Raw genomic sequence first — 13915 nt, 5'->3', positions numbered from 1 at the left:
GCCGGTCGACCGTGCCCGAGCCGGAACAGCCGGCTCGGCACGGCAGAGCACGGATCCACGAAGAGAAGGACATGCGAAATGGCCACGGGAACGAACAACAGCGGTGAGCACGGCGGCGAGTGGCGCGTCGACTTCGACGCGGAGGTCGTCTTCAGCAACGGAGGCGCCCTGCAGATGCAGGGGTTCCGCCTGGACATCCCCGGTGACGACATCACCGACGGGGACCTGGGCGAACTGATCGTCCGCCACCTCGGACTGCTGATGGTCGGCAGTACGAAGATCACCCGCCGGGAACTGCTCCAGGAGCCCCACAAGGGCTCCCGGAACACCGGCTCGGCGGGCTCCGGCCGCACCACGGCGGACCTGACCGGCCCCGCCACCCGGGCCGCCTGGCCGACGGGCCCGGGCGGTGCCGCCCCGGGCCTCGCCGCCCTGGTGGACCTTCCCGTGGTCCTGGTCCGGCTCCTCGGAGCCGGAGCGCCGGTCGCCGACCGGCTGGCGCTGGCGCCCTTCGACCTCGCGGGCCGCGCCGTCGTCGTACAGACCGGCCGCGCGGCCGGCCCGTACCTCACCGAGGACGCGGTGGACCTGCTCGCCGGGCAGGGCGCGCTCCTCGTGGCGACCGACAGCCGTGAGGGCAACGGGCCGGTGGCGGCGGCGCTCGCCGCCGCCCACCTGCCCGCCCTCACGGGCCTGACCGGCCTCGACGCCCTCCCGGCGACCGGCGTCCGGCTGCACGCCGTGCCCTTCCCGGGGCAGGACACCTCATTGATCAGGGTCTACGGAGTAACAGATGACCAGCATTGACCAAGCCGGTCTCCCGGAGGCCGGTGCGGCGGCGGCCACCGCCGCCGCACCGGCGCCGGCCCGGCGCCCCCGCAGGGAACTGGCCGCCGCCACCGTCGGCTCGGTCGTCGAGGCCTACGACTGGACCATCTACGGCATCCTCGCCCCCTACTTCGCCGAGGCACTGTTCCCCGGCACCTCGCCCACCGCCAAACTCATCGCCGCCTACCTCGGCTTCGCCCTCGGCTTCCTGGTCCGCCCGCTGGGCAGCGTGCTCATCGGCCGCCTCACCGACACCCGGGGCCGGCGCTACGGACTGACCCTCACGGTCGGCCTGATCGCCGCCGGCTCCCTGTTCCTGGCCGTCGTCCCCGGCTACGCCTCCATCGGCCTGGCGGCTCCGCTCCTGGTGGTGGGGGCCCGGCTGGTCCAGGGCCTGTCGGTCGGCGCGGAGAACCCGAGCGTGGCCGCGTACGTCACCGAGACGGCGCCGGCCGGGCGCCGCTACTTCTACAGCGCCGTCTCCTACGGGGGCGTGGTGCTGGGCAGCGCGCTCTCCTTCATCGTCATGAACCTCCTGCTCGGGGTGTTCGGGGAGAGCGGGGTCGAGGACGGGGCCTGGCGCTTCGGCTTCGTCTTCGGCGGACTGCTCGGGCTGACCGCCCTGTGGATCCGGCGGGGCGCGGCGGAGAGCGCCGTCTTCACCGCCGCCACCACGGGCGGGGCCGCGCAGGGAGCGGCCCCGCCCCGGGAGACGGCGCGACCGGCGGCGAAGGCCCTTCCCGGGGCGGCTGCTCCGGCGGCGAAGGCGCCGAGCCCCTGGCCGGTGCTGCGGGCCCATCTCCGGCGGCTCGCCGTGGTGTTCGCCATCACCTCCGGGGCCACCACCGCCTTCTACTTCGTCACCGTCGACTTCCCCTCGTACGCCGAGAGCGCCGGGGCCGCCGGCAAGGAGGAGACCTCCGCCGCGCTGCTCCTCGGCATGGTGGCGCTCCTCGCGGCCATGCTCGGCGGCGGCAGGGCCGCCGACCGGATCGGGGCGCTGCCCGTCCTGCGGCTCGGCTTCGCCGGGCTCGCGCTCGGCACCGTACCGCTGCTGCTGGCCATGAACTCCGGACGGGTTCCCGTCCAACTGGTCACCGTGGTGCTGCTCTTCCTGCTGGGCCTCCCGCTCGCGGTGAGCAACGTCTTCGCGGGGCAGCTGTTCCCGCCGGCCGTGCGCGCCGTCGCCGTGGGCCTGCCCACCGCGGCCGCGATCAGCCTCTTCGGCGGCACGTTCCCGATGCTCGCGGAGCTCCTGCGGTCGGCCGGTCACAACGCCTGGTTGCCGTGGTGGCCCGCACTGACCGCCGCGGTGGCGCTGGCCGCCTCATGGGCCGTACGCGAACACCCCGGTAGCGAACACCCCGGTAGCGAACACCCCGGTAGCGAACACCCCGGTAGCGAACACCCCGTGTCCGTAACCCCTCATGCCTGAGAAGGACGTCATGACCGCACTGCTCGAAGGACTCGACTCGCTGCTGCCGGCCCTCGAAGCCGACTACCGCGACCTGCACACCCACCCCGAACTCGCCTTCCAGGAGAAGCGGACGGCGGCCCTGGTCGCCGAGCGCCTCGCCGCCCAGGGCGGCTGGGAGATCACCACCGGCGTCGGCCGCACCGGCGTGGTCGCGGTCCTGGCCAACGGCGAGGGCCCGGTGGTCATGCTGCGCGCCGACATGGACGCGCTGCCCGTCAAGGAGGCCACCGGGCTGCCGTACGCGAGCACCGAGACGGCCACCGACGAATCGGGCACCGAGGTCCCGGTGATGCACGCCTGCGGCCACGATCTGCACGTGGCCGCGCTCATCGGATCCTGCGCCCTGTTCGCCCGTAACCGCGAGGCCTGGCGGGGCACGGTCGTCGCCGTCTTCCAGCCGGGCGAGGAGAGCGGCTACGGAGCCCGCGAGATGGTCGAGGACGGGCTCTTCGAGCGCTTCCCGCGCCCCGCCGTGATCCTCGGCTCGCACGTGGGACCCGGGCCCGTCGGGCTCGTCGCGACCCTGCCCGGCGTGGTCATGGGCGCCACCGACTCGATCACCGTCAAGCTCTTCGGGCGCGGCGGCCACGGCTCGAAGCCCGAGGCCGCGATCGACCCCGTGGTGATGGCGGCCTCCCTGGTCCTGCGGCTCCAGACCGTGGTCTCCCGCGAGATCGCCGCCCAGGAACCGGTGGTGGTCACCGTCGGAAAGCTGCACGCCGGAACCACCGCCGCGGTCATACCCGACACGGCCGAGCTCGGCATCAACGTGCGCACCAGCTCCGCGCCGGTCCGCGAGAAGGTCCTCGCGGCCGTCGAGCGCCTCGCCCGCGCCGAATCGGCGGCGGCGGGCGCGACCGCCGACCCGGAGATCACCTCCGTCTACCACCTGCCCATGACCGTCAACGACACCGCGGCCGCCGAGCGGGTGGCCGACGCCCACCGCGAGCACTTCGGGGCCGGCGCCGTCATGACGATGGGCCCGACCACCGCCAGCGAGGACTTCGGGCTGCTCGCCACCGCCGCCCAGGTCCCTTCGGTGTACTGGTTCTACGGCGGCCTCGACCCGCAGGCCTTCGGCGAGGCCTTCGCGGCCGGCAAGCTGGAGGAACTCCCGCAGAACCACTCCTCCACCTTCGCGCCCGTCGCCGGACCCGCGCTGTCCGTCGGCGTCCGCACGATGGCCACGGCAGCACTGCCGTGGCTCGCCGTCGCCACTGCCGCCACTGCCTCCTCCTCCTCCTCCTCCTCCTCCGAGGGCGCCGGCGCGGGTGAGGGGAGCGGGACGGAATGAGCACCGACCGGCCGCACATCATCGTCCTGCACCGCTGGCGGGACACCCACGCGCACTACGCCGACTACATCGACCACGGCTCCGCCCAGGTCACCTACGTCAGCACGGCGCTCGGCCGCGCCTCGTTACCCGAGGCCGCCGCCGCGGTCACCACCGTCGCCCTGACCGACGACCTGCCCGCCGTCCGCGCGGCCGTCACCGCTCTCGTGGCCCGCTTCGGCGCCCCTGCGCGGCTGATCGCCCTCAACGAGGGGGACCTGGACGCGGCCGCGCTGATCCGCGAGGAGTTCGCGATCCCCGGCCAGCACACCGCCGAACTGGCCGTGTTCCGCGACAAGCTGACCATGTGCCGCACGGCCGAGGCCGCCGGCCTGCCGGTGCCCGCCTTCGCCCCCGCGCCGGACCCGGCCGCCGTGCTCGCCTTCGGCGAGGCCCACGGCTGGCCGCTGGTCGTCAAGCCGCACCGCGGCACCGCCAGCCGGGGCGTGGTCCAGATCGACTCCGCCGCCGAACTGGCGGAACTCGGCTCCCTGGCCGCCGCCCTGGCCGCCGAACCGCACCTCGTCCAGAGCTACGTGGACGGGCCGATCCTGCACATCGACGGCCTGTGGGAGGGCGATTCGCTCGGCAGCTGGACCGTCTCGCGCTACGTGGGCGGCACCTGCGCCGACTTCACCCAGGGCACCTGGCTCGGCTCCGTGGAGGAGGACGATCCCGCGCTGCTGGAGGCGGTCGAGGCCTTCGCCGCCGCGGTCGGCCCCGCCCTCGGCGGCTCGCAGCCCTGGGTCTTCCACCTGGAGGCCTTCGTCACCCCGGCGCCCGGCGGCGGGCCCGCGCTGGTCTTCCTGGAGTGCGGGGCCCGGGTGGGCGGCGGGGAGATCCCCTTCACCTGGCGCGACGTCCACGAAGTCGACCTGATGGCCGCCGCCGTGGACATCCAGCTCGGCCTGACCCCGGTCCTGCCGCCCCTCAAGACCGGCGAGGTCGGCGGCTACCTGCTGCTCCCGCTCCCGGTGCCCGCCCCCTGCCGCGTCGAAGCGGCCGGCTGGGTACGGGAACCCGCGCCGGGCCGCCTCCCGTACGCCGTCAAACACACCCCGGTCGGCTCCACGGCCCCGGCGATCAGCGGCTACGAGCACGTCGGCACCCGCTTCCGCTTCCGCGGCGCCACCACCCGGGAGGTCGAGGCCGCCATCACCGAGTCCGCGAACTCCTTCCGGCTGACCTGCGTACCGGTCGGCGCCCCGTCCGCCGACGGCCCGACGGGCTGACCCCCCCCATACGTCTCGCACCCCCTGTTCTCCGGGGCGAACCCGCTCCACGCCCCGTACCGGAAAGGAATCCACCGTGGTCTTCACCTCCGAACGCCAGCGCGTCATCCTCGTAGGCAGCCGCATACAGCAGTACCGGGAGTACGCCCTGGCCTCCCTCGCCCAGCACTACGAGGTGACCCTCGTCGCGCCGGAGGCCCCCACCTGGCAGGCCCGTTACGTGGAGACCCACCGGATCGCCGACACCACGGACGCGGCCAAGCTGTACGCCCCGGTCGCCGACCTGCGCGGCGAGGTCGCCAACGCCGCGATCGTCACCTGGGACGAGTGGTCGCTGGTCGCCGTCTCCTCGGTCGCCAAGAAGCTCGGCATGCGGGCCATGGACCCGGCCGCCGCCAAGATCTGCCGCGACAAGTACGCCACCCGCCAGGCCCTGGAAGCCGCCGGGATGGCCGCCGTCCGCTACGTCCCGGCCACCACCGAGGACGAGGCCGTCGCCGCCGCCGAGTCCATCGGCTTCCCCGTCGTCGTCAAGCCCCGCACCCTCGGCGGCAGCTTCGGCGTGATGATGGCCCGCGACGTGGACGGCCTGCGCCGGGCCTTCCGGCTCGCCTCCACCAGCCGACTGCGCGGCGCCGGCACCACCGCCTCGGTCCTGATCGAGGAGTTCATCGAGGGCCCCGAACTGAGCGTCGACAGCGTCGTCGTGGACGGCCTGGCCACCCCGGTCTGCGTGGCCCGCAAGCGGCTCGGCGCCCACCCGTACTTCGAAGAGGTCGGCCACCTGGTCACCGACTGGCGCCACGAGCCCTGGGCCGACGCCGTCACCCAGCTGGTCCAGGCCTCGCACCGCGCGGCCGGAGTCGACTACGGCGTCACCCACACCGAACTGCGCGTCGCCGCGAACGGCCCCCGCCTGATCGAGCTCAACGGCCGCCTCGGCGGCGACCTCATCCCGCACCTGAACAAGCTCGCCACCGGCGTCGACCTGCCACTGGCCGCCGCCAGGATCGCCTTCGAGGAGACCCCGGACGTCACCCCGACCCGCGCCCTCAGCGCCGAGGTCCGCTTCCTCTACCCGGCCTACGACGGCGCCGTCGACCGCGTCGTCCTGCCCGCCCCCGAGGACGTCGAGGACCTGGCCGAGGCCGTCGCCCTGGTCGAGCCCGGCGACGAGCTGCTGCTCCCGCCCCGCGGCCTCACCCCCCGCTCCGCCGCGCTCATCGCGGTCGGCGAGACCCCGGCCCGCACCCGCCGCGCCCTGGACCGCGCCGAGGCGCTCTCCCGTACGGAGGTCTCCGGAGTCGCCGCGCACCGGCTCGGTGCCCGCGTCGAGAACGCCGTGACCCGCCGCTTCTTCGACCACGAGCGCACCGCCGCCCGCCAGACCGTCTCCGGCGTCCGGGGCGTGGAGTGGTTCCGCTACGGAGCCGGCGGCGGCGAGGGTCTCAACCGCCCCGTCTTCCTCAGCGAGGCCGACGTCACGGGCCTGGAGAACGACCTGAACGGCCTCTTCGACCTGCTCAAGGCGGTGCCCGCCCGGCTCTACGGCGGCGACCTGCGCGCCTTCGCCACCGCCGTCGGGATGTCGCCCACCCAGGCCGACCTGGTCCTGCGCGGCTCCGTGGACGAGCTCGCCCCGCTCTCCCGTGCCGACCTGTACCGCGAGACCGGCGGCTTCCGCGTCATGGAACTCAACACCGGCTCCTCACTGGGCGGCTGGCAGATGGGCGAGTTCGCCCGCGCCCTGATCCAGGACGCGGAGTTCGCCGAGTTCGCGGCCGCCGAGGGCCTGGTCTACCCCGACCCGCTCGCCCGCATCACCGAGGTGCTGCGCCGCCAGGCACCCTCCCTCGAAGGCATCGAGCGGCCGTACCTGGCGATCACCGACTGGCCGGAGGGCTTCGAGAAGTCCAAGTGCTGGATGGAGTTCGTCGTCCCGGCCTTCGAACGGCTCGGCTTCGAGACCGTCGTCTGCCACCTCGGCGACTTCGCCTACGAGAACGGCAAGGTCCTGCACGCCGGCCGCAAGGTCGATGTCGTCTACCGGATGTTCCTGCCCGGCGAAATGCCCGACGAGCCCCGCACCTACGACCTCGTCAACCCGCTCCTCGACGCCGTCGAGGCCGGCACGGTCGAACTGTTCGCCCCGCTCGACTGCGAGCTGTACGGAAACAAGGGCAGCCTCGCGATGCTCAGCGACGAGCGCAACCGCGCCGTCTTCACCGAGGCCGAGCGCGAGCTGATCGACCGGATCCTGCCCTGGACCCGCTTCGTCCGCGACGAGAAGGTCACCTTCGGCGGCGAGAAGATCGACCTGCTGCCCTACGCCATCGCCAACAAGGACCACCTGGTCCTCAAGCCCACCCTGCTCTACGGCGGCGTCGGCGTCACCCCCGGCTGGACCACCGACCAGAAGGAATGGGTCGCCACGCTCCGCCAGGCCGTCGACGGCCCGTACGTCCTCCAGCACCGCCTGCTGCCGACCACCGAGCGGTTCCTCTCCGAGGACGGCGAGACCTGCGAGGACATGGCCGTCGCCTACGGAACGCTGATGGTCGACGGACGCTACGCCGGCACCCTGGCCCGCGGCGTCACCGACCCGGCCGTGGGCATCGTGAGCATGCTGCGCGGCGCCCAGATCGGCTGCGCGTTCCACGTCGACCCGGCCGCCGAGGGAGTGGAAGCCAAGTGACCGACATCGGGAACGGGGCCGCCGAGCCGGTGGAGGAGACGGCGGCCGCGACACCGGCCGCCGCCGCTCCCGCCACGCTCTGGCGGGACCCGGAGTTCCTCAAGTTCTGGTCCGGGGAGGCGATCTCACAGGTCGGGGCGCAGGTCACGACCCTGGCGCTGCCGCTCACCGCGGTGCTCACGCTCGACGCCAGCTCCTCCCAGGTGGGCTTCGTCAACGCGGCCTCCTACGCCCCGTTCCTGATGGTCACCCTCCTGGTCGGCGTCTGGGTCGACCGGGTGCGGCGCAGGCCCCTGATGATCATGGCCAACATAGGGCGGGCGCTGCTGGTCAGCGCGGTGCCGCTGCTGGCCGTGCTCGACCTGCTCCGCATCGAGCACGTGTACGTCGCCGCGCTGCTCGTGGGCACCCTCACGGTGGTCTTCGACGTCTCCTACCAGTCGTACCTGCCGACCCTGGTCGGCAAGCAGCACCTGGTCGAGGGCAACAGCAAGCTCCAGGGCACCAGTTCGCTGGCCCAGATCGGCGGGCCCGGACTGGCCGGCCTGCTCATCGGCTGGGTCACCGCCCCCTACGCGCTGCTGATCAACGGGGTCTCGTACCTCGTCTCCGTGCTCACCCTGCTCGCGGTGCGGCGCGTCGAGCCGGAGCCGGTGCCCCAGCAGGAGCGCACCGGGATCCGGACCAGCATCGCCGAGGGCATCCGGATCATCTGGGACAGCGCCCACCTGCGGGCCTGCGCCCTCCAGTCCGGGCTCTACAACCTCTGCTGGATGTCCCTCCAGACGGTGTTCGTGCTCTACGCGGCCCGCACCCTCGGCATCTCGCCCGGCGGCATCGGCCTGCTGCTGGGCACCGGGGCGGTCGGCTCGCTGGCCGGCTCGATGCTCGCGCAGTGGCTCAAGGGCAGGATCGGGCTCGGCCGCGCCATCCTGGCGGCGCTGCTGCTGTGCTGCCTGGCCCCCGTGGCCATCCCGGCGGCCCCGGCGAACGGCGGGGCGCTCTCGCTGGCCCTGTTCGTCGCCGCCTTCGGCCTGATCGGGGCCGGCGGCACCATGGCCAACATCCACATCATCAGCCTGCGGCAGTCCATGACCCCGGACCACCTGCTGGGCCGGATGAACGCCGGCTACCGCTTCGTCTCCTGGGGGACGCTCCCGCTCGGCGCCCTGCTGGGCGGCTGGCTCGGGGACCTGATCGGGCTGCGCGAGACGCTGGTCGTCACGGCCGGGCTGTTCCTGACCGCGGTCCTGGTGGTCCTCAACTCGCCGGTGTGGCGCCTGAAGGAGTTCCCGCCCCAGCTCGTCGCGCAGCCGCGGAAGGTGGACGCACAGTGACCCCCGTACAGCAACCGCCCGCGATCGGGAGCCTGCTCGCCCGCCGCACCGGCTGGGGCCGCTCCGACGCGGTGAGCCGGATCCTGGCGGCCGCCGCCGCCCCCGGGGTGCTCTCGATGGCCGGCGGGATCCCGGCCCCCGACAGCTTCCCCGTGGCCCGGCTCGCCGAGGCCACCGACCGGCTGTTCGCCGGGTCGGCCGGGTCGGGCGGGTCCGCGGTACGTGCGCTCCAGTACGCCCCCACGGACGGCATCGCCCCGCTGCGCGAGCTGATCGCGGCCCGGGCGAGCGCGACGGGGTCCACCGTCGGGCCCGACCGGGTGATGGTCACCGCGGGCAGCCAGCAGGGCCTGGACCTCGTCGCCCAGACCCTGATCGACGAGGGCGACGAGGTGGCCCTGGACGACCCGAGCTACCTGGGCGCCGTGCAGGTCTTCCGGCGGGCCGGCGCGCGGCTGCTGCCCGTGCCCGGTGACGCGGAGGGGATGCGCACCGACGTACTGGAGCAGCGGCTCCTCGCCGGGGCCCGGCCCAAGCTGGTCTATGTCGTACCGCACTTCCACAACCCCACCGGGGCCGTGCTCTCCGAGGAGCGGCGCCGCCACCTGGCCGCGCTGGCCGAGCGGTTCGGCTTCGTGATCGTCGAGGACGACCCCTACGGGGACCTGGCCTTCGAGGGGGGCAGGCTGCCGTCCACCGACGTCCACAGCGGACGCGTGGTCCGGCTCATGAGCCTCTCCAAGACGGTCTGCCCGGGGCTGCGGGTGGCCGGACTGGTCGCCCCGGCCGAGCTGATCGGGGAGCTGGTCGCCGCCAAACAGTGCGGGGACCTGCAGACCAACACCTTCGGCCAGTACCTCCTCGCCGACCTGCTCGGGGATCCGGAGTTCCTGCCGACCCATCTGGCGGGCCTGCGCACGCTGTACGGCGGCCGGGCCCGCGCCATGGAGACCCTGCTGCGCGAGCAGCTGCCCTGGCTGGACTTCGAACGGCCGCGCGGAGGCCTCTTCTTCTGGTGCCGGCTGACCGACCCCCGGGTCGGTTCGGACGCGCTCTACGCGCACGCGCTGGCGCAGGGCGTCGCCATCGTGCCCGGCACGCCCTTCTGCATCGACGAGGACGGCTCGCGGGTCCTGCGGCTGTCCTTCGCCTCCCTGGACGGCGCGCAGCGCCGGGAAGGCGTCTCCCGTCTGGCCGCGGCCTGGGAGAAGGCCCTGGCCGACGGGGTGTGATCCACCCCGTCGGGCGGGCCGCGCATGCGCACCGTCTTTTTCCTCCACACCCCCAAGGAGCAAGACCGTGACAACGACGTCGCACGCACCGGTGACCGCCGAATCCCTGGTGGCCCGGCTGTTCGAGGTGATCGACACCCGCTCGTGGGACCGGCTCGACGAGGTCTTCGCGCCGGACGCCGTGTACGAACGGCCGGGCTACCCGGCGCTGGAGGGCCTCGACCGGATCCGCCGGTTCTACGAGCATGAGCGGATCATCACCTCGGGAGCCCACGAGGTGAGCCAGGTGACCGGCGGCCTGGCCGCGGCCGCCTGCTGGGGGCGGTTCCAGGGCGCCGACAGGAACGGCACGGCCCTGGACGAGGCCTTCGCCGACACCTACCTGGTCCGCGACGGCAGGATCGAACGGCGCAAGACCTTCTTCTACCGTCCGGCGATCTGACGTCCCCGCCCGCTGATCGGAGCGCCCGCCGATCGGAGCCCGGGCCGGGTCCGGACCGCCGGGGGGCGGTCCGGACCCGGCCCGGGGCCGTTTGGTCCGAACGGGTGAACCCGGCTACTTCTTGCCGCCGCCGAGGATCTGGCCGAGCAGGTCGCCGAGGCTGCCGCCGCCCGCCGGGGCCGCGCCGGCCGGACCCGCGGGGGCTGCGCCCGCCGCCGCACCCGGTACCGCTCCCGGTGACGGGATGGGGGACTCGCCGCCGGCCGCCGTCGGGGACCCGGCGCCCGCGCCCGCACCCGCGCCTCCGGCCTTTCCGGCCGCGCGCTTGGCGAAGACCGCCAGCAGGACCGGGATCAGCAGCTCGATGACCCGGGCCACGGTGGGCGCGGGGATGCCGGTCTTCTTCGATACGGCATTGGCCACGGGCTTGCTCACCTTGGCGAGCACCCCGGCCATCATCCCGCCGCTGAGCATGCCGCCCAGGCCGCCGCCGAGGGTGGCCACGCCTTCCAGCGGGGCCTGGGTGACCTCGGCGAAGGCCTGGCGGACCTCGTTGCCGTCGTCGTCATCGGCGTCGGCCTTCTGCTGGAGGTCGCCGGTCATCGCTCCGACCGTGGTCGCGACGGTGTCACGGGCGCCGTTCGTGTCGGTGCCGAGGAGACCTGCGATCTCGGTCAGCCGGTCGTCGCCGAGTTCGTTCAGCACGTCGTCCTGGAAGGAAGGTTCGCTCATGTCTGAAACGCTACTTCTGTGGCGATTCGGCGGCACCTCGGATGGCCTCCGGAACCCCCCTTGGGTAATGGAAAAGTAAAGTTCCGGATCCGCGTGCAACCACCGGCAGGGGTGGAGGGTCGTATGGTGCGTCGGGACTTCCGGGGGGGATCCGGGGGGATCGGGGAGTCCGACGAGGGAGGGGTAACCGTGAGGGGGTCCGGCCGGAAGGCGGGACCCCCTTCTGGTTCTCCACAGCCCCGCCGGACCGTCACACCCGGGCTGTAGCTTCGGGCCATGACGACGAACGCGGCCGCGGCGCCGGCAGTGGTCGAGGGCGTGCTGGAGCGCATCACCTACACCAACGAGGAGAGCGGGTACACGGTCGCCCGGGTGGACACCGGCCGTGGCGCCGGTGACCTGCTCACGGTCGTCGGATCCCTCCTCGGGGCCCAGCCGGGTGAATCGCTGCGCATGGAGGGCCGCTGGGGCTCGCACGCCCAGTACGGCAGGCAGTTCACCGTGGAGAACTACACGACGCTGCTCCCCGCCACGATCCAGGGCATCCGGCGCTATCTCGGCTCCGGCCTGATCAAGGGCATCGGTCCGAAGATCGCGGACCGGATCGTGGAGCACTTCGGCCTCGACACCCTCGACGTCATCGAGGAGCAGCCGAAACGGCTGATCGAAGTGCCCGGCCTCGGCCCCAAGCGGACCAAGCTCATCGGCGCGGCCTGGGAGGAGCAGAAGGCCATCAAGGAGGTCATGGTCTTCCTCCAGGGGGTCGGCGTCTCCACCTCCATCGCCGTGCGCATCTACAAGAAGTACGCCGACGCCTCCATCTCCGTGGTGAAGAACCAGCCGTACCGGCTCGCCGCCGACGTCTGGGGCATCGGCTTCCTCACCGCCGACCGCATCGCTCAGGCCGTCGGGATCCCGCACGACAGCCCGGAGCGGGTCAAGGCCGGCCTCCAGTACGCCCTGTCCCAGTCCGCCGACCAGGGGCACTGCTTCCTGCCCGAGGACCGGCTCATCGCCGACGGGGTCAAGCTGCTCCAGGTGGACACCGGGCTGGTCATCGACTGCCTGGCCGAGCTCGCCGGCGATCCGGAAGGGGTCGTACGGGAATCCGTGCCCGACCCGCAGGGCGGCCCGGACCCCCTCACCGCCGTGTACCTCGTGCCGTTCCACCGCGCCGAGCTGTCCCTGGCCGGTCAGGTGCGCCGCCTCCTGAACGCCGACGAGGACCGGCTGCCCGCCTTCCGGGACGTGGACTGGGACAAGGCCCTGGGCTGGCTCGCCGGCCGGACCGGAGCCACGCTGGCCCCCGCGCAGCGGGACGCGGTCCGCCTCGCCCTCACCCGCCGGGTCGCGGTGCTCACCGGCGGGCCGGGCTGCGGCAAGTCCTTCACGGTCCGCTCGATCGTGGAGCTGGCCCGGGCCAAGAAGGCCAAGGTGGTCCTCGCCGCCCCCACGGGCCGGGCGGCGAAGCGGCTGGCCGAGCTCACCGGGGCCGAGGCCTCCACCGTGCACCGGCTCCTGGAGCTCAAGCCGGGCGGGGACGCGGCGTACGACCGGGAGCGGCCGCTCGACGCGGACCTGGTCGTCGTGGACGAGGCCTCGATGCTCGACCTGCTGCTGGCCAACAAGCTGGTCAAGGCCGTGGCACCCGGTGCCCACCTGCTGCTGGTCGGGGACGTGGACCAGCTGCCCTCGGTCGGGGCGGGCGAGGTGCTGCGCGATCTGCTCGCCGAGGGCGGGCCGGTCCCGGCCGTCCGGCTGACGACCATCTTCCGGCAGGCCCAGCAGTCCGGGGTGGTCACCAACGCCCACCGGATCAACACCGGCCTGCCGCCGATCACCGACGGGCTCCCCGACTTCTTCCTGTTCTCCGAAGAGGACACCGAGGAGGCCGGAAAGCTCGCCGTGGACGTCGCCGCCCGTCGTGTTCCGGCCAGATTCGGCCTCGACCCGAGGCGGGACATCCAGGTCCTCGCCCCCATGCACCGCGGCCCGGCCGGCGCCGGCAACCTCAACGCGCTGCTCCAGCAGGCCATCACCCCGGCCCGGCCGGGCCTGCCCGAGAAGCGGTTCGGCGGCCGGGTCTTCCGGGTCGGCGACAAGGTCACGCAAATCCGTAACAACTATGACAAGGGCGCCAACGGGGTCTTCAACGGCACGGTCGGCGTGGTCACCGGCCTTGACCTGGAGGAACAGCGGCTGACGGTGCGCACGGACGAAGACGAGGAAGTGGCCTACGAGTTCGCGGAGCTCGACGAGCTGGCCCACGCCTACGCCGTCACCATCCACCGCTCCCAGGGGAGCGAGTATCCGGCGGTGGTGATCCCGGTCACGACCGGCGCTTGGATGATGCTCCAGCGGAACCTTCTGTATACGGCCGTCACCCGGGCGAAGAAACTTGTCGTCCTGGTCGGGTCCCGCAAGGCCCTCGCCCAGGCGGTGCGTACCGTTTCCGCAGGCAGGAGGTACACGGCCGTCGCACCCAGGCTCTCCGGCCGCATACCGGTGGGAAACATCACCTAGATGATCGATCATTTGGGGTTCCTACAACGGTTGCGGAGGGGGCAGGATGTGCACGCTGGCGGCACTGAGTGCCGTCAAAAACAC

General features: G+C 73.0%; 10 protein-coding genes. 9 read left to right on the top strand and 1 reads right to left on the bottom strand.

From position 1 onward, the window contains the following. The first annotated feature begins 78 nt into the window (after window positions 1-78). The 8 genes from ACFYYB_RS11090 (at window position 79) to ACFYYB_RS11055 (ending at window position 10576) form a co-directional block, all read left to right on the top strand. Window positions 79-807: a hypothetical protein gene (locus ACFYYB_RS11090; protein WP_389434643.1), complete on the top strand. Its 729-nt coding sequence runs from the start codon at window positions 79-81 to the stop codon at window positions 805-807. After that, window positions 794-2263: an MFS transporter gene (locus ACFYYB_RS11085; protein WP_389434642.1), complete on the top strand. Its 1470-nt coding sequence runs from the start codon at window positions 794-796 to the stop codon at window positions 2261-2263. The genes ACFYYB_RS11090 and ACFYYB_RS11085 overlap by 14 nt, the downstream gene beginning before the upstream one ends. Window positions 2264-2273: 10 nt before the next feature. After that, window positions 2274-3599 carry an amidohydrolase gene (locus ACFYYB_RS11080; RefSeq protein WP_389434641.1) on the top strand — a complete coding sequence of 442 codons (1326 nt, stop codon included), beginning with the start codon at window positions 2274-2276 and terminating at the stop codon, window positions 3597-3599. Beyond that, window positions 3596-4870, top strand: a complete 1275-nt coding sequence (locus ACFYYB_RS11075; protein WP_389434639.1) for an acetyl-CoA carboxylase biotin carboxylase subunit family protein — start codon at window positions 3596-3598, stop codon at window positions 4868-4870. The genes ACFYYB_RS11080 and ACFYYB_RS11075 overlap by 4 nt, the downstream gene beginning before the upstream one ends. 76 nt (window positions 4871-4946) lie before the next feature. Further along, window positions 4947-7565, top strand: coding sequence for an ATP-grasp domain-containing protein (locus ACFYYB_RS11070; protein WP_389434637.1), 2619 nt, complete (start codon window positions 4947-4949; stop codon window positions 7563-7565). Next, window positions 7562-8902 carry an MFS transporter gene (locus ACFYYB_RS11065; protein WP_389434635.1) on the top strand — a complete coding sequence of 447 codons (1341 nt, stop codon included), beginning with the start codon at window positions 7562-7564 and terminating at the stop codon, window positions 8900-8902. The genes ACFYYB_RS11070 and ACFYYB_RS11065 overlap by 4 nt, the downstream gene beginning before the upstream one ends. Continuing rightward, complete coding sequence (locus ACFYYB_RS11060) at window positions 8899-10134, top strand: PLP-dependent aminotransferase family protein (RefSeq protein WP_389434633.1); 1236 nt, start codon at window positions 8899-8901, stop codon at window positions 10132-10134. Before ACFYYB_RS11065 ends, ACFYYB_RS11060 begins: the two co-directional genes overlap by 4 nt. Window positions 10135-10201: 67 nt before the next feature. Further along, a complete protein-coding gene (locus tag ACFYYB_RS11055) occupies window positions 10202-10576 on the top strand; it encodes a nuclear transport factor 2 family protein (RefSeq protein ID WP_389434632.1) in 375 nt (124 codons plus the stop codon). A 114-nt stretch (window positions 10577-10690) separates the two neighbouring features. Here the strand turns inward: ACFYYB_RS11055 and ACFYYB_RS11050 are convergent, their stop codons facing one another. Beyond that, window positions 10691-11308, bottom strand: a complete 618-nt coding sequence (locus ACFYYB_RS11050; protein ID WP_389434630.1) for a DUF937 domain-containing protein — start codon at window positions 11306-11308, stop codon at window positions 10691-10693. Between the two features lie 276 nt (window positions 11309-11584). Between ACFYYB_RS11050 and ACFYYB_RS11045 the strand changes: the two genes are divergently transcribed. After that, window positions 11585-13831 carry an ATP-dependent RecD-like DNA helicase gene (locus tag ACFYYB_RS11045; RefSeq protein ID WP_389434629.1) on the top strand — a complete coding sequence of 749 codons (2247 nt, stop codon included), beginning with the start codon at window positions 11585-11587 and terminating at the stop codon, window positions 13829-13831. Window positions 13832-13915 lie beyond the last annotated feature (84 nt).

The organism is Streptomyces sp. NPDC002886, from assembly GCF_042888445.1.
In the GTDB taxonomy this organism is placed as follows: domain Bacteria; phylum Actinomycetota; class Actinomycetes; order Streptomycetales; family Streptomycetaceae; genus Streptomyces.
This window is presented reverse-complemented; position numbering and strand designations above follow the sequence as displayed.

Excerpts from the sequence above, each read along its gene's own strand:
- ACFYYB_RS11090 (WP_389434643.1), top strand. The coding sequence starts at position 79 with ATGGCCACGGGAACGAACAACAGCGGTGAGCACGGCGGCGAGTGGCGC.
- ACFYYB_RS11085 (WP_389434642.1), top strand. The coding sequence starts at position 794 with ATGACCAGCATTGACCAAGCCGGTCTCCCGGAGGCCGGTGCGGCGGCG.
- ACFYYB_RS11080 (WP_389434641.1), top strand. The coding sequence starts at position 2,274 with ATGACCGCACTGCTCGAAGGACTCGACTCGCTGCTGCCGGCCCTCGAA.
- ACFYYB_RS11075 (WP_389434639.1), top strand. The coding sequence starts at position 3,596 with ATGAGCACCGACCGGCCGCACATCATCGTCCTGCACCGCTGGCGGGAC.
- ACFYYB_RS11050 (WP_389434630.1), bottom strand. The coding sequence starts at position 11,308 with ATGAGCGAACCTTCCTTCCAGGACGACGTGCTGAACGAACTCGGCGAC.
- ACFYYB_RS11045 (WP_389434629.1), top strand. The coding sequence starts at position 11,585 with ATGACGACGAACGCGGCCGCGGCGCCGGCAGTGGTCGAGGGCGTGCTG.